Source organism: Glaciecola siphonariae, assembly GCF_042652645.1.
GTDB lineage: Bacteria > Pseudomonadota > Gammaproteobacteria > Enterobacterales > Alteromonadaceae > Glaciecola > Glaciecola siphonariae.
On record NZ_JBHSGU010000002.1, the window covers coordinates 1,682,476 to 1,698,689 of the forward strand.

Below are 16,214 nucleotides of genomic sequence, written 5' to 3' on the forward strand. Positions count from 1 at the left end.
AGCTTATCTTTCTCCCATTGCATAATGACTAAATGCCCGCTTAGCACTGGGCAAGGCATTCATTGCTATAAGTGCTTTGTTTCTGGCAAGCACAAAGGGCAGGTCATGATTAGAAAAGCCTCTTACTAAAAGGTCTGTTGCGCCTATTACCGCCTGCTTGTCTTTACTTCGTGCATGTTTATACGCTTGAGTGACAGCAAAGCTGCCAATATCTATAGCGCCCGAATTTGCAGTCTGAGCAGCGTTTGATAAGTCTTGGGCGTTTTTTAATGCTGGCTGCAACTCATTAGTCTCTGCCAAGGTCTTTTGTAAAATGAGCAGTAAGTCTTGAATATCGCGCACGCCTAAATTAAATCCCTGCCCCGCAATAGGGTGCAGACTTTGCGCGGCATTGCCAATACAAATCACTCTGTGTGATGAAAATTCGGGGCTTTGTTTTAACAATAAAGGATAGCTTGCACGCGGGCTTGCAGACTCAATGCGCCCTAACCTACTGCCAAACAAACCGCCAAGCTTGTACAAAAATGCCTTTTCAGGTAAATCCAAAATAGCCTGCGCGTGGTGACTACTCGTTGTCCACACCACCGACATTAAGGTTTTAGATGTATCTTGCTCATCAGATGCCATCGGCAAAAACGCGAGCGGGCCATACTTTGTAAATCGTTCAAAGGCGCAGTTGTTATGAGGCAGTTGCGTAGTGACGTTAGTAATGACGGCGTGTTGCTCATAGTCATCTTGTAATGAACGAATGCCGAGCATGTTCCGCGTTTTAGAATCGGCGCCCTCGGCAATGATCAGCAGCTTTGCTTTTAGCGTGCGGCCGCCTTTGTCTTGAGTGCGTTTTGTTTTGGTTAATTGCGCTTGGGCAGCTTTATCCACTTGAGCATCAGCTTGCGTATTAACTTGCGCATTCGCGAGAGTAGCATTGCTGTCTTCAGTGCTGTCCTCAGCCTCTTTCGCTTTTTGCGTCACTACCGTAAGTTCACTCGCACTGCGGGTAACAGACGCTATATACTCCGGCGTAAAGTAATCTACCTTGGCTTTTTGCTCTAAACCGTCAGACGCACTCGTTATCGTTTTATATAACGCAAGTCCGAGGTCCTCAAGGCGAACCACTTTGCCTAGTTGCGCCACGTTTGCGCTTTGCGCATCTAACACAACCTGCCCAATATGCTTGCGGTCTGATACATGAATGCGCTCAATGGGCGCACCATTTACCGCGTCAATGTCAAAGTCCCAACTGCGTAAATGTGACAACGAAGCATTGGCCAGCGCAATCACGCGCGAATCAAAACTAGGATGCACATTGGTTTTTGTTGGCGGACACAGCTCAACAACCGCAATATTGAGTGAAGCAATGTTCGACAGCGCGGCCGCGGCTGCACAACCCGCAACACCACCCCCGGCGATTATCACGTCGTACACTTTAGGCACTGCTTTGCCTCCCAGACATCAACGCCTCAATTGCAGACACTTCTTTGGGTAGGGCAGATGTGAGTATTTCATGACCGCTTTCGGTGATCACAATGTCATCTTCTATACGAATGCCAATGCCATGATACTGCTTTGGCGCGGGGCTATTAGGAGCAATGTACAAACCAGGCTCAACCGTTATAACCACACCTGGCGATAGCGGAATATCTTTACCTTGCTGCTTATACTTACCCACATCATGAACATCTAAGCCTAAGTAATGCCCCAAGCCATGCATGAAGTAAGGCCGCCACGCTTCTTGCTCAAGCAAGTCGCTAAATGTGCCTTTCAATATACCTAAGCGCAGCAAACCGTGTGTTATAACGTGCACACACTCCTGCATAGCATCAGCAATGGTGCTCCCAGGCACCAGTTTTGTTAAGGCGGCAAGTTGAGCGTCTAATACAAGCTCATAAAGGGCTTTTTGTGCTTCGGTGAACGTGCCGTTAGCAGGAAATGTGCGAGTAATATCTGCTGCATAACCTTGTAGTTCGCAACCGGCGTCTATCAGCACTAAATCTCCATCTTCAATTGCTTTACTATTTTCAGTGTAATGCAATATGCAGGCGTTTTCTCCACTGCCCACAATACTCGAATAAGCCGGCGCACAAGCACCGCGCATGGCAAATTCATGATGTATTTCAGCGGCGAGTTGGTATTCCCATACGCCGGGTTGGCAAAAACGCATGGCGCGTAAATGTGCATCGACCGATATCGACGCCGCTTTTCGCATTATCTGAAGCTCAGCATCAGATTTTATCCGGCGCATTGCATGAATCAGTGGGTCCACATCAACAATAGAGGATGGCGCAAGCATAGATTGCTTTGGCGCAGCTTTACACTGTGCGAGCGCTGCCTGCACCACCGCATCGGCTTGCGGATATTTATCTAGACTAAAATAGAGGTGTTCGTGGCCATTTATTAACTCAGCTAAAAGCTCGTCAATCTCATCAATACTGAACGCTTCATCAATGCCCAGTGCATCCGGCGCGGCCTGCACGCCAAGTCGCCTGCCATGCCATATTTCAGCATGCTGGTCTTTGGGCAATACAAACATCATGCTGGCAAATGGGGTGTTTTCAGTCGCGTTGGCTTTTGATTCTGATGGCTTTTGTGAACTCGCTGAGGGCTCTTGTGAACTAGCTGAGGGCTCTTGAGAACCCGCTAACTGGTTAGACAGCAGCAAAAATGCGTCGGGCTCGGCAAACCCGGTTAAGTAAAAAAAGTCGCTGTCTTGCCTAAAGGGATATTCGGTGTCGTTGCTTCGAGTCACCGCGCTAGCGGCGGGCACAATGACCAAACTAGAGGGCGCGCATTTCTCGATGAGTGAGGCCCTGCGTGCGCGAAATTCATCAATGCTTATCAATGGACCACCGGCGGTTGCTGACGGCTATCGAGCAAAGATTTACCAAGTTCATTAAAACAAAGCATTGCGCTTATTCGTACATACTCTACCACCTCAAACAAGGCTTGTTCTGATTCTTCATCTTCGCTCATTTGCTCATCCATGCGCGCAATTTGCGAGAAGTCTTCTAAAGCCTCTTTTACGTCTTCTGAGCATTTGCTTAAGTCTGCTTGATGCAGGCCAAAACCGAGCATAAAGCCTTGCACCCACTGCATTAAGGCTTGTCCGCGCTCATTAATGGGTGAGGCGTCGTCGGGCAGGCACATTGCAAGGGCAAAATCAGGTTCTATAAATTGCTGACACACTTGGTTGTAAACGCTTGTGATCATGGTCTTAAGCTCGGGCGCAAAATCGTCTCCCTGATTTACCACATCGGCTAATGCTTCAAGCCAGCTTTGGTCGTCAACAGTCATGCCACCTGCCAACATGCCGCAAATAATGCCGTGAACTTCAGCGCCGTCAACTACAACGTTGTGTTGGCTCAAGGTAGTCGAAAATTGCTCATACTTTATAAGATGTTCAGACACAGAAAATACTCTTTGCTTAGTTGCCCTAATCCTAGCAAATAGCCTGAATAATTGAAACTGAGTTAGGGCCGGCGAGGTCTTTTAATCACTATGAAACAAGCCATAGATTAAATATCTGTCAGACTCAGCAATGTCACTTTCAAGTCATGACGCTTTGCGTTAACATGCTCTGCTCGGTAATACAAAACCGAGATGCAACACAATGCTTCCTGAAATGTTAGCCAGTATACTGCATGTTCCTGGCCGATGCTTTAAACCCAGGGGGTTGCCTCCGTTTCTATTGTGCAAGCTCGGCTCGTATCGAGAAGCCTACGGCAACGATAATACCTCCACCGTGTCCTATCGGCACACGGACGATTAGTATACAGCGGCATTTTGGGAGGCGCCTTACTTGCGCGCAATCGGTGTTCAGGTAATACGCCTTGATGATGCACTATACACAACATCGCTCGCTCAGGTCGTCTTTAACTAATGTACTCGCGCTAAACAGCATCTTCGCTGAGGGCGACTGTGTTTGTCACAGCAGATATAAACGGAAACTATATGGCTGTTTTTAATTTTGGCTCGATAAATATCGACCACGTATATCAAGTTCCTCATTTTGTTAACCCGGGTGAAACGCTAGCATCAAGCGGGTATACCGCAATTTTGGGCGGCAAAGGTGCAAACCAATCTATTGCTTGTGCAAAAGCCGGTATCACAACCTATCATGTTGGTAGCATCCACAGTAACGACGCCAATATGCTAAGCCCCATGCTAGACGCTGGCGTTAATATGCAGTTTGTTGCGCAGCAAGGCGACACCGCATCTGGGCATGCGATTATTCAGGTAAATACAGACGGCGAGAACGCGATTATTTTGTATCCCGGCGCCAATCACCTGTTAGATGCCAACAAAATTGAAAAAGCACTGAGCGGCGCTACTGCCAACGATTGGATGCTGCTACAAAACGAAACAAATGAAATTAAGCGCATTATTGAGCACGCTCACAACAAAGGCATACCTGTGGCCTTTAATCCAGCGCCTATGACCGACGAGATTAAAAGTCTTCCGCTTAACAAACTCAGCCTACTCATCGTTAATGAAATTGAAGCCATGCAGCTAACCGAGTGCGATGATATTGAGCAAGCAACAAACGCGCTAATGACGCTGGCAAACGACTTACAAATAGTGCTGACCTTGGGGAAACAGGGTGTGCGTTATATGCACAAATCGCAAAACGTATATGTAAGTGCTTACTGCGTGGACGCAACAGACACAACAGCCGCTGGCGATACATTTATTGGATTTTTCCTAGCGCATTTTTCAGCACAAAAGAACATCAAAGAAGCGCTTAAACTTGCTTGTGCAGCATCGGCTATAAGCGTCACTCGGCCGGGCGCTTCAAGTTCGATTCCTTCTTTAGATGAAGCAAGAACCTTTTTAAAAGCGCAAGAAAATACATAAACCAAGCTTTAAACACACACTTATTTACGGAAAAACAGACAAGCACTATGACACATAAAATTATTTTGGACACCGATCCGGGTATCGACGATACCATGGCAATTTTCTTTGCCCTTCAGGCGCCTGAACTGGAGGTACTAGGCTTAACCACGGTCTTTGGTAACGTACCTGCACAAATGTCGGCTAAAAACGCACTCAGCCTAATTGAGCTTGCAGAGGTAGACATTCCAGTGTGTTTAGGTGCGGCGATGCCGCACGTGGGTCCAGAATCGAGCTACGCTTATTTTGTGCACGGTGACGATGGCTTAGGCAATATCAATCATCCCGAACCTAAAGGTCAGCTTGACCCTCGCAGTTCTGCGCAATTTATAGTTGAGATGGCGCGTAAATATCCAGGTGAAGTCACGCTTGTTGCGGTAGGTCCGCTGAGCAATCTTGCACTGGCGCTTAAACTTGAGCCACAGCTTCCTAAATTGATTAAAGCCGTGAATATCATGGGCGGCGCTGCCTTTGTGCCAGGCAATGTTACGCCGGTGGCCGAGGCAAACATATGGAATGACGCGCACGCTGCTGAAATTGTATTTGGCGCTTCGTGGCCAATTAATATGTTTGGTCTTGACGTAACCTACGACCTACCCTTCTCCCCTGATTTCACCTCACAGCTAGCTGAACAGAATCCTAAGCTTGGCGGATTTGTGCAGCAAACATCAAAGTTTTACACTGAATTTTATTCGCAAGGTAAAGACGAAACCGTGTGCTACTTTCACGACGCCTTTCCGCTCGCCTACATGTTAGATGAGACCTTATTCACAATGACCGAAGGGCATTTGCGCGTGGGCACCGACCCTCTGCACAAAGGGCAAACGAGCTTTGCGCCAAACGGTAGCACCACCAGTGAGCTATGGCTTAACATGCCAAAATTAAAGGTGGCAACAGCGGTGGATCACCCTCGCCTCACGCAGCTCTTTATCGACGTATATGGACGTTAAGCAACAGCATCAAACCACTGCCTTGCGCAGTACATTAAGGCAAACCTTCAGAGAGCGCCGCAAAGCGCTCTCTAATAGCGAGCAAGCAAGCGCAGCACAAGGCTTAATTGAACAAGTAAACAAGCATGCCTTGCTCAAAGGGGCTAGTCGCGTTGCGCTTTATATGACTAACGACGGCGAACTTGATACAAAACCGCTTATTGAGCATTTGTGGAAAAGCAATATAGAAGTGTATTTGCCGGTACTACACCCCTTTAGCGATGGGCACTTACTGTTTTTGCGCTACAAAAAAAACACGCATATGCGCGCCAATCATTTTGGTATTTTAGAACCGCGGCTAGACTGCCGTGACGTATGTCCGCTTAGACAACTCGACCTACTGTTCACACCGCTTGTTGCCTTTGATGAGCAGGGCAACCGTTTGGGCATGGGCGGAGGTTTTTTTGATCGTACACTGGCTAATTTAGTGTTCGACCCTAGCAGCACAGTGCGCGTGGTTGGCCTGGCCCACGATATTCAAAAAGCCTTAAGTTTGCCTACCCAAGCGTGGGACATTCCACTACCTTACATATTAACGCCTTCACAACTCTATCGCGGTAAATCCGCCCTTAAAAGTGAGTAAGCTCCAATGACGACCCAAGATGATAAAAAACGCGCTGCGGCACAAGCAGCCATGCAGTTTGTAAAAGCCGACACCATAGTGGGCGTAGGCACAGGCTCAACCGTGAACTACTTTATTGACGCACTTGCTGAAAAACAAGACCTAATAAAAGGCGCGGTATCGAGCTCTGAGGCATCCACGCAGCGACTGAAAAATCACGGTATCGAAGTGTTTGACTTAAATGAAGTCGGCAGCTTTGATATTTATGTAGATGGTGCAGACGAAATCACAGAACACAAACACATGATCAAAGGCGGAGGCGCTGCGCTGACTCGGGAAAAGATAGTCGCTGCGGTAGCTAAAACTTTTATTTGCATCATAGACGACACCAAACAAGTTCCCATACTGGGCAAATTCCCCTTACCGATTGAAGTCATTCCCTTAGCGCGCTCGTACGTGGCAAGAGAAATCGTTAAACTCGGCGGCGACCCTATGTACCGACAGGGCGTGGTAACTGATAACGGCAATGTAATTATTGATGTATTTAATTTAGATATTTTGAATCCGCCTGAGCTTGAGACCACCATCAATCAGATTGTGGGCGTGGTGTGTAACGGCATTTTTGCACACCGTGGTGCAGACATTGTGATTACCGGCACCGACAACGGCGCACAGATATCGCAGTGAGCATTTACTGCGAGCATTTAATATGAGCATTTATTATAGGTAGGTTAACAATTTGTGCTTTGCCCGCAGAGCAAAATTTGCTATCGTCCTACTACCCAGTTAGACGTCTAGATGTCTTTTAGAAGAGCAGCCATATGAGTAAAAAGTCGTTAGCCAAGGATAAAATTAAAATATTGTTATTAGAAGGTTTGCACAACAGTGCCTTAGAAACCTTTGAGAGTGCTGGCTACACTAACATTGAGTCGTTAAAAACGTCCCTCCCAGAGGCGGAACTCATTGAAAAAATAAAAGACGCACACTTTGTGGGCATTCGCTCGCGAACACAGTTAAGCGACACCGTGGTAGAGCACGCAAAAAAACTCGTTGCAGTGGGTTGTTTTTGCATAGGCACCAATCAGGTCGATTTAGATGCGCATTTAAAACGCGGCATTCCGGTATTTAACGCGCCCTTTTCGAATACCCGTTCGGTCGCTGAACTCGTTCTGGGCCAGATTATTCTTTTGCTTCGCGGCATTCCTAGTAAAAATGCCAAAGCTCATCGCGGAGAATGGGAAAAAAGCGCAGTAGATTCCTACGAGGCACGCGGCAAAACCCTTGGCATTATCGGCTATGGCCATATTGGCACCCAACTTAGTATTTTGGCTGAGCATTTAGGCATGCGCGTTCAGTTTTACGATATTGAAGATAAGTTAGTACTGGGTAACTCTATGCAGGTTAAGTCGCTTAAAAAGCTGCTGAACACCTCTGACGTTGTTAGCCTACATGTGCCAGAAACTACCCACACGCAAAACATGATTGGCAAAAAAGAGCTCGATGAAATGAAGCCCGGCGCAATTTTAATTAACGCGGCTCGGGGCACCATTATTGATATTGACGCTCTTTGCAGTGCGCTAGATAACGGCAGACTCAATGGCGCGGCGATTGATGTATTTCCGATAGAGCCAAAGTCTAACAGCGAGGAATTTGAATCTCCCTTGCGCAAGTACGACAACGTTATTTTAACGCCACATGTAGGCGGTAGCACACAAGAGGCTCAACAAAATATTGGGATTGAGGTAGCCGGTAAGCTTATTAAGTATTCAGACAACGGCTCCACGCTTTCAGCGGTTAATTTCCCTGAGGTGTCTTTACCTGCGCATGTGGACCGCTCGCGGTTGTTGCACATTCACAAAAACCGACCCGGCGTGCTGACGCAAATTAACCAAGCTTTTGCCAACAAAGGCATCAACATCGCTGCGCAATATTTACAAACCAATGAAGAGATTGGCTACGTAGTGGTAGATGTAGATGCAGAAAATGCCGAAGAAGCCTTTGAGCACCTTACGCAAATTGAAGGTACTATCAAAACGCGGATGCTGCACTGGTAACAAGCAACTAATAGCAACACGCAATATCAATATAAAAAACGGCGCTACCAAAAGGATGCGCCGTTTTTGTATCTATGTGTCTAAGCCGTTTTATCTTGCTTACTTTGCTTAATTTGCATGCGCGACGAATGCATTTACCTGATTAGCAAATTGCGGTCTCAGTAACATTTAGAAAAAGTTATAAACCAAAGTCGCTGCGGTTTCAGTGTCTAACTTTTCACGTCCCTCAGCCACATCTGTATTATGGTCAAACTTAACAGACACTTTTAAAGAAAGGTCGCCAGCAATTTGAGCTGTTAGTGCAGTTTCAGCACGAGACTTGACGTTATCAGAGCCATATTCTGTAGAAAAGGTCTGTGTAAATTTTGCGGTATCAGAAATATTCCAAACGTAATTAGCAGCGCCCCTAATTATCGCACCATTGACGCTCTCACCTTCTTGTGTTTCTGCAAAAGAATAACCTGGACCAACACTGTAATCAAAGGACGAACTTTTGTCTTCCCATACCAACTGGTTCCAACCAGCCGCTATTGTGCCTTGGTATGCAAAGGCACCTAGTCTATTGTCTTCATAAGATGCAAAACCAAAGAGACGGTGATCCGGATTGGTAAGCTTATAATTTGCCTGTGCTGATGCAAAAAACTTTTGCTCAGTCACCCTACTAAATTCCTCACCATCAGCGTTTACATCGCTGTCTTCTTTGTAAAGACCTTCCAACAAATAAACATTGCTCCATTGCTCTAACTCTTGACTGGCATTTATTCCCAAAGCAATCGACGTCGTTTCAGTATTACCGGTCGTCAGTATAAAACCGAACTCACCGTCCATAGTAAAAGATTTTTTTTCCTCTTCTTGGGCAACGACTGCACAAGAGGCAAAGCCAAGCAAAGCGGCAACAGAAAGAGATTTAATATTCATAGCGCATCCAATTATTTTTAGTGTGATTTAAGAAACTATAACCGAGCAGGCAGAACGCCTATATAGCTTGATGAGCATGGTAAACAAAATGCGCACACAAACCAATTAAAAAAACTGATAGACCATAGAAATACTGGTCTGCGTGGTAAAGTTGTCTACATTTCGCGACACATTTTCGTCCAAAGACATTTCAAAACTGAACTTCATCGCTAAACGCTCAAATATTTTAGCGCTAATTGACGTAAGCGATTTCGCCTTTGAGTTTACTTCGCCCATTTCAGCGGTAATCGATTGACGAAATCGGGCGTTATTTTCAAACCGATAGGCATAGTTTGCTGTTGCCCTAACAATCATCTCTTGCAGTACAAATCCGGTATCCTCTTGTTCAGAACGGGTCCATCCGGGTCCAAAACTATATCGAAACTCTGTGTGCTCTCTTTTCCACGCTAAATGGCTCCATCCGGCTACGGCGGTGAGTTGATGACGTAATTGTAAAAACTGATTATCGTCGTACTCGGCAAATCCAAACAGACGATATTTAGGGTTTAGTAGTTTATAGTCAAACTGCGTTGATATTTGCGAGCGACTCGTGTCTAGGTCTGCAATGTTGTCGTCATCAACTTCGGTATTACGCTGTAAAAACTGGACGAAATACTGATTGCTCCAGCTTTCCAGTTCTTGATCTGCGTCGAGCGCCAGTTTAAACATGCTGGTATTAGTGTTGCCGGTTGTGACCAGCACACCAAACTCACCCTCTAAATCAAAAGACGGATAATCGGGGGTCTCATCATCCGACTCACTGTAAGTTGGATGCGTATTTAGGAGTTTAATAAGATTGCGCTTGGCACTGGGGTTTTTGAAAAAGTCAGAGGCTTTTTGCTGCAGGCGCGCGTTCATATCAGCATTAACTGATGTGGCAAGAAGGCACAGCATTAAAGTAAGTAGTATTTTCATTTTAGCGCGAACGTTGATTGACACCACGAACAGGTCGCAGCTGTGTTTTCAATTAAGTGTTTCAATTAAGTATTTTCAATCAAGTGCTTATATTTGCACTCTATGTTCGCGCGTTACGAAGCCGTTTAACTGACTACGAATTGATCATTATTTTAGCGTTGCCGCAATCTTTAGAGACTCAGCCAGCGCGAACTCCAAGATAATATCATAATCGTCTTCTTTTAATCCAATCTCATCAAGCGGGCGAATGTCTACCGCTGGATGCTTTCGAATGTCTCGCCCTTGCTCTAAGTGCGACATTGCCTGAGCAATATACAATAAGCTTGCGTCAAAGCCCTGAGAGGGCACATGCTCAAGCGTGAGCTCTTTTAATGGACCGCTTAAGGTATCAGGCAAATGCCATGATTCCAAAATAAGACCACTGCATTCTGGGAACGTAAAGCCAAACACATCTTTTTGCGCCTGCAGCGGCAGTTTTTCGTGCTGTATCTCTTTGTAAATCGCATACTTTTCAGGCAGACGAGTAGCGCATACAAGCTCACTCAGGTTTTGCAATATGCCCAGTACAAAGTAGCGTTCAGACCCCCGAATTTGCTTTTGCTGCGCTAAGGCTTTTGCTATTAAGCCATTTAGCACGGCCTTATGCCAAAAACGGTCAAAGTTGATTTGCGCTGACTCAAACGATTTAAACGCTAGATTGGCCGTTTCAGCCATGGATATGTTGTACGCCGCTTCACCGCCTATGATGCTGAGCGCTTTTGGCACGCTTGATACCTGTGCCGGGAACCGAAATAGCGCACTGTTTGCAAGTTTAAGTACCTTAGCACTTAATGAGGGGTCTAAGGACATGACCTTCGCCATATCTTCAATGTCAGACGACGGGTCGTCCAAAATTCCTCTGAGCCTCACGCAAGTATTTGGAAGGGTAAACGATTTGGAGGCAAACTTTACAATCGGGGCTGTCGACATATGATCTCTCGGCATTTTTCAATGGTGCAGAGTTTAATCTATAAGTGCTGGCTTTGGGGTGGCTAAATTAATACCTACCGTAACGAGAAAATACCTAAAAAAGACTTCCCTGATTAAAATGCGTGTCGGTATCGCTTGATTTGTTTTTACGAGCCAGATAAGCGCGCTTTCGACGGGTGCAAGCTTGCACTATGATTCGCTTGGTCGAGTCGTCCACTGAGTGCCAGTGTACTCTTTCCTCTCGGCTTCTGAAGCATCCCACACAATACCCGCGAGGTCCTGACTCGCATACGCCAATGCAGGGGCTTGGGATATCAAAAAACTCTAACTGCCGCATACATGCTCACAAAGCAAAAAGGAACATGATTATAGTCATAGACTGCTCAAATACTATCCTGCGTTTTTGTACAGCGGTTAACCATAAGGGCGATGTAGCAAATTTCTTAAAGTGAATTTTCACAAAATATGCTTTAGATCAGGCCAAAGCTTTTACAGTCGTGTTATTATCTTGTTAATCGATAAAACACACTTTCAATCGGTCAGGACGACAGATGGAACTCACGAGCTATTTTGAAAACAAACTAAAAGAGCCAGACTACCAGCATCTTAAGAGAGAATGGATTGAACAGACCTTTAGCGCGCCTGAATTTGAGATAAAAGAAATTGATGGTCGCTACGCTCGCTATCGCAAGATACCAGAGGCAGACAATCAGTATTTAAAGGTTATTGTGCTAAAAAACCGCCGCACGATTAAAGACGCATTCATAGACTTATATTTTAATCCACGTAAAGCTAGACGACGCGCTCAAAAAAGCACCCATAATGCACGCAGGCCTTTTTACTAAAGCTTGTGCTTAGTCATCAGTATGCTGCCCATTCTCAAAAGCACCTGATCAAGAGTACCGACCAAAAGTACCTGAACAGGAGTATTTGACCAAGAGTACCTGTTCAAAAGCACCGACAAAAACGACCTAATAAAAAGCACCCAATAAAAAACCCAGCAGCGAGGTCTCGATGCTGGGTTTATTCTTATCCTAAATTCAGCTTAATTATCGCTAAATTAAACTATTTCTTTTTAGCTTTTGGATTTGGCATGTCGGTAATGCTGCCCTCGAATATCTCTGCAGCCAAACCGATGGACTCATTCAAGGTGGGGTGAGCATGAATAGTCAGAGCAACATCCTCTGCGTCAGCGCCCATCTCGATTGCCAAGCCAATTTCACCTAACATTTCACCGGCATTTGTACCGATGATGGCGCCACCAATAACGCGACCTGAGTCTTTTTCAAAAATCAGCTTGGTCAAGCCGTCGGTAGCAGCAGACGCTATAGCTCTGCCTGACGCCGCCCAAGGGAAAGACGCTGTTTCAAAACTAACGCCCTGCTCTTTGGCTTCTTTTTCTGTTAAACCTACCCAAGCGACCTCTGGCTCGGTATAAGCAACTGAAGGAATACACTTAGGATCAAAGTAATGCTTTTTACCGGCAATCACCTCAGCAGCAACGTGTCCTTCATGAACCGCTTTGTGAGCAAGCATCGGCTGGCCTACTAAATCGCCTATTGCAAAGATGTTTTGCACGTTAGTGCGCATTTGCTTGTCTACTTTGATAAATCCACGCTCATCTACCTTAACACCGGCTTTCTCTGCGGCAACCAGTGAACCGTTTGGCTTACGGCCTACAGCAACGAGCACGCGGTCATAGCGTACAGGTTTGTCTGGCGCGTTTTTACCCTCAAAGGTAACGTACAAACCATCTTTTTTCGCCTCTACTGCGGTGACTTTAGTCTCAAGCATGGTGTTGAACTTATCTTTGATGGTTTTCATGTAGACTTTAACGATGTCTTTATCGGCCGCTGGCATAAGCTGGTCTAAAAATTCAACTACGTCTATTTTAGAGCCTAACGCGTGATATACAGTACCCATCTCAAGACCAATTATGCCGCCACCGAGTACCAGCATTTTCTCTGGAATATCTTTCATTTCCAATGCGCCGGTCGAATCAATCACGCGCTCATCGTCATGTGGGATAAACGGCAGGTTTACCGGTTCTGAACCCGCTGCAATAATCGCGTTGTCAAAGGTGATAGTAGACTTTTTACCATCTGAGCCCTCAACTTCTAGGGTGTTAGCGCCGGTAAATTTACCGTAGCCCTGCACATGCTTTACTTTACGCATTTTAGACATACCGGCTAGGCCTTTGGTCAACTGACCAACCACTGAGTCTTTCCACGCGCGAATTTTGTCAAGGTCAAATGTAGGTTCACCAAAAGTAACGCCATGGCTAGACAGGTGTTTAGCTTCTTGAATCACTTTAGCGACGTGCAAAAGTGCTTTAGAAGGAATACAACCCACGTTCAAGCACACACCACCTAGGGTTTCTCGTGCATCCACAATTACGGTGTCGATGCCCATGTCGGCAGCTCTAAATGCGGCTGAATACCCGCCAGGACCTGCACCAAGTACCACTAATTGCGTTTTAATATCGCTCATTATGACCTCAATTTTTTGTTAAAAATGCCACAAGCACTCAGTGCCATGGCTTTACTCCGCATATTGTACGGCATTTCTATACTAAGTTTGAACCCGTGTGGGGCTTTTTTTAACTTCTTGCTTGCAAACTCAAGTGTTTTCTTCAACGTCGAGTCATCTCACAATGCTGTTCATTTAATAAGTGAATCTGGTGGGGGGGAGGTGTTCATTTAAAAGTCGCTGTTCGCCATCCTGGCCGCTCAGACGTGCACATCCATGTGCACGTATGCTTTTAAATGAACACCTCCCCCCCACTTTGACGATTCACTCATCAAACGAACAGCATCACGCCCTCTCAGGAACGACGTTGAGCAGCAATCTTTACAGCAATATTCGGCGGATATCCGCTAAGCATTCACCCAAGTGAACCGCGAACCTTGCTGCTAGTGCGCCATCAATCACTCGATGATCGTATGACAACGACAGCGGCAACATTAAGCGAGGCTGGAATTCTTTTCCATCCCACTTTGGTTTTATCTCTGATTTACTCACGCCTAAAATAGCAACATCAGGTGCATTCACAATTGGCGTAAATGCCGTGCCGCCGATACCGCCGAGGCTCGATATGGTAAAGCAACTGCCCTGCATGTCGGCCGATTTCAACTTGCCATCACGGGCTTTAACAGAAATGTCCATTAGCTCTTTAGAAATCTCTAAAATGCCTTTTTTGTCTACATCGCGCACTACCGGTACGACTAAACCTCCCGGCGTGTCTACCGCAATACCAATGTGATAGTATTTTTTCTGTATCAACGACTCACCGTCTGCCGACAATGAGGTATTGAACGTTGGGTATTGCTTAAGCGCATCTGCGACTGCTTTCATCATAAACACAAGCGGCGTGATTTTTACTCCTAACTTGCGTTTTTCGGCAATGGCGTTTTGTTCTTTTCTAAACGCTTCAAGGTCGGTAATGTCGGCCTCTTCAAACTGCGTCACATGCGGAATGGTTACCCAGTTGCGATGCAGGTTTGGCCCTGACAGCTTTTGGATGCGCGTGAGCGGCTTTTCTTCAATCTCGCCAAACTTACTGAAATCAACTTTAGGCTGTGCAATTACCTGCAAACCGCCACCACCTTGGCTGGCCGTTGCGCCCGCTGTCACTTTAGGACGCGACAGCTCGTACTTCACATAAGACTGAACATCTTCTTTTAAGATGCGGTTTTTACGACCGCTGCCTTGTACCTGCGTTAAATCTACACCAAATTCACGCGCTAAGCGGCGGACCGATGGAGACGCATGTACCTTACCAGTTTTTTGCTTTTCGCCTGCTGAAGGATGATGAGGCACGGGAGGGGCTTTTTGCGCTGCCTGTGGTTCAGCCTGACTGCTTTGAGCAGGAGCTTCGCTTTGTTTTGTTTCAGGTGCAGGAGCAGACTGAGACTCAGAGGCCTGTGCACTTCCCTCAACTTCAAGCGTTAGCACTAAAGAGCCTTTTGATACTTTGTCACCGACTTTAATTTTAAGCTCTTTGATTGTGCCGGCCTCTGGGGCAGGAACATCCATAGTCGCTTTGTCGGTTTCAAGCGTGATTAAACCGTCTTCTGCCGCTACTTTATCGCCAGCGGAAACCAGCACTTCAATAACGTCTACATCTTCGGCATCGCCAATATCTGGCACCGTCACTTCAATTGTTTTGCTTGCGCCTGAGGCAGCAGGCTTCGCTACTTGCTCGCTCGGTGCATTTTGCGCGCTGTCGTTACTCGGCGCATTAGCGTCATCAGAGTTTGTGGCTGTATCCGGCGCCGCACCACCTTCAGTCTCTAAGGTTAAAATAAGGCTGCCCTCAGACACCTTGTCACCCGTTTTGACTTTTAACGAGAGGATTTTACCGGCTTGAGGTGCAGGCACATCCATCGTGGCCTTATCGGTCTCAAGGGTAATTAGCCCGTCTTCTTCGGCAACGGTATCGCCTTCACTAACCAATACCTCGATGATCTCAACGTCGGCAGCATCGCCTATATCAGGCACCGTCACTTCAATAGTTTGCGACGACGAACCACCTGCAGGTTCGGGCTTTGACACCTCACTCGCAGAACTTTGCTGCGCACTGCTGGCTTGTTCTGCTTTTTGCTCTGGCTCTGACGCGGCGGTATCTTCGCTCTCAGCGCCAGCTTCTTCGGCCTTGCCGAGCACATCGCCCTGCTTAATTTTGTCACCCACCTTCACCGAAATCTCTTTTACTGTGCCGGCAAAAGGAATAGGAATGTCCATACTCGCCTTGTCGCTTTCCACCGTTACAAACGAGTCTTCTGCTTCTAGAGACTGACCTACTTCAACGCATACCTCAATCACTTCAACCTCATCTTCGCCCACATCGGGTACTACAACATCAACTAAATTCGCCAT

General features: G+C 46.4%; 15 protein-coding genes and 1 other RNA gene. 7 read left to right on the forward strand and 9 right to left on the reverse strand.

Annotated features, from left to right (window positions below; genetic code table 11):
- Positions 1-3: 3 nt before the first annotated feature.
- The 3 genes from ACFO4O_RS08770 to ACFO4O_RS08780 are packed head-to-tail and all read right to left on the reverse strand — an operon-like array spanning position 4 to position 3,405.
- Positions 4-1,434, reverse strand: coding sequence for an FAD-dependent monooxygenase (locus tag ACFO4O_RS08770; protein ID WP_382407496.1), 1,431 nt, complete (start codon positions 1,432-1,434; stop codon positions 4-6).
- Positions 1,427-2,839 (reverse strand): Xaa-Pro aminopeptidase, encoded by a 1,413-nt coding sequence (gene pepP / locus ACFO4O_RS08775; protein WP_382407498.1) that lies wholly within the window; start codon positions 2,837-2,839, stop codon positions 1,427-1,429. The genes ACFO4O_RS08770 and pepP overlap by 8 nt, the downstream gene beginning before the upstream one ends.
- Positions 2,836-3,405, reverse strand: coding sequence for a UPF0149 family protein (locus ACFO4O_RS08780; protein ID WP_382407500.1), 570 nt, complete (start codon positions 3,403-3,405; stop codon positions 2,836-2,838). Before ACFO4O_RS08780 ends, pepP begins: the two co-directional genes overlap by 4 nt.
- Positions 3,406-3,608: 203 nt before the next feature.
- On the opposite strand from ACFO4O_RS08780, the gene ssrS reads away from it, so the two are divergent.
- The 6 genes from ssrS to serA all read left to right on the forward strand — a co-directional run bounded on the left by ssrS (position 3,609) and on the right by serA (position 8,495).
- Positions 3,609-3,791: non-coding RNA, 6S RNA (ssrS, locus tag ACFO4O_RS08785), on the forward strand.
- Between the two features lie 157 nt (positions 3,792-3,948).
- A complete protein-coding gene (locus tag ACFO4O_RS08790) occupies positions 3,949-4,851 on the forward strand; it encodes a ribokinase (protein ID WP_382407502.1) in 903 nt (300 codons plus the stop codon).
- Positions 4,852-4,898: 47 nt separating this feature from the next.
- Complete coding sequence (locus ACFO4O_RS08795; protein ID WP_382407504.1) at positions 4,899-5,840, forward strand: nucleoside hydrolase; 942 nt, start codon at positions 4,899-4,901, stop codon at positions 5,838-5,840.
- The gene (locus ACFO4O_RS08800) at positions 5,830-6,462 is read left to right on the forward strand and encodes a 5-formyltetrahydrofolate cyclo-ligase (protein ID WP_382407506.1); all 633 of its coding nucleotides are present in this window, start codon (positions 5,830-5,832) and stop codon (positions 6,460-6,462) included. Before ACFO4O_RS08795 ends, ACFO4O_RS08800 begins: the two co-directional genes overlap by 11 nt.
- A gap of 6 nt (positions 6,463-6,468) precedes the next feature.
- A complete protein-coding gene (gene rpiA, locus ACFO4O_RS08805) occupies positions 6,469-7,128 on the forward strand; it encodes a ribose-5-phosphate isomerase RpiA (protein ID WP_382407508.1) in 660 nt (219 codons plus the stop codon).
- A gap of 134 nt (positions 7,129-7,262) precedes the next feature.
- Positions 7,263-8,495 (forward strand): phosphoglycerate dehydrogenase, encoded by a 1,233-nt coding sequence (serA, locus tag ACFO4O_RS08810; protein WP_382407510.1) that lies wholly within the window; start codon positions 7,263-7,265, stop codon positions 8,493-8,495.
- A gap of 168 nt (positions 8,496-8,663) precedes the next feature.
- Here the strand turns inward: serA and ACFO4O_RS08815 are convergent, their stop codons facing one another.
- From ACFO4O_RS08815 to ACFO4O_RS08830, 4 genes are all read right to left on the reverse strand, one after another.
- Positions 8,664-9,407 carry a DUF481 domain-containing protein gene (locus ACFO4O_RS08815; RefSeq protein WP_382408289.1) on the reverse strand — a complete coding sequence of 248 codons (744 nt, stop codon included), beginning with the start codon at positions 9,405-9,407 and terminating at the stop codon, positions 8,664-8,666.
- A 111-nt stretch (positions 9,408-9,518) separates the two neighbouring features.
- Entirely contained in the window at positions 9,519-10,367 is an 849-nt protein-coding gene (locus ACFO4O_RS08820) for a DUF481 domain-containing protein (protein ID WP_382407512.1), read from the reverse strand.
- A gap of 147 nt (positions 10,368-10,514) precedes the next feature.
- Positions 10,515-11,336 (reverse strand): HDOD domain-containing protein, encoded by an 822-nt coding sequence (locus tag ACFO4O_RS08825; RefSeq protein WP_382407514.1) that lies wholly within the window; start codon positions 11,334-11,336, stop codon positions 10,515-10,517.
- A gap of 94 nt (positions 11,337-11,430) precedes the next feature.
- Positions 11,431-11,673, reverse strand: coding sequence for a DUF1289 domain-containing protein (locus ACFO4O_RS08830; protein ID WP_382407516.1), 243 nt, complete (start codon positions 11,671-11,673; stop codon positions 11,431-11,433).
- A gap of 214 nt (positions 11,674-11,887) precedes the next feature.
- Between ACFO4O_RS08830 and ACFO4O_RS08835 the strand changes: the two genes are divergently transcribed.
- On the forward strand, positions 11,888-12,181 hold the full coding sequence (locus ACFO4O_RS08835) for a hypothetical protein (RefSeq protein WP_382407518.1): 294 nt from the start codon (positions 11,888-11,890) through the stop codon (positions 12,179-12,181).
- A gap of 220 nt (positions 12,182-12,401) precedes the next feature.
- Here ACFO4O_RS08835 and lpdA read toward each other — a convergent pair whose 3' ends face one another.
- Together lpdA and aceF are read right to left on the reverse strand one after the other, a co-directional pair.
- Positions 12,402-13,826 carry a dihydrolipoyl dehydrogenase gene (lpdA, locus tag ACFO4O_RS08840; RefSeq protein WP_382407520.1) on the reverse strand — a complete coding sequence of 475 codons (1,425 nt, stop codon included), beginning with the start codon at positions 13,824-13,826 and terminating at the stop codon, positions 12,402-12,404.
- Positions 13,827-14,186: 360 nt separating this feature from the next.
- Positions 14,187-16,214 carry a pyruvate dehydrogenase complex dihydrolipoyllysine-residue acetyltransferase gene (aceF, locus tag ACFO4O_RS08845; protein WP_382407522.1) on the reverse strand — a complete coding sequence of 676 codons (2,028 nt, stop codon included), beginning with the start codon at positions 16,212-16,214 and terminating at the stop codon, positions 14,187-14,189.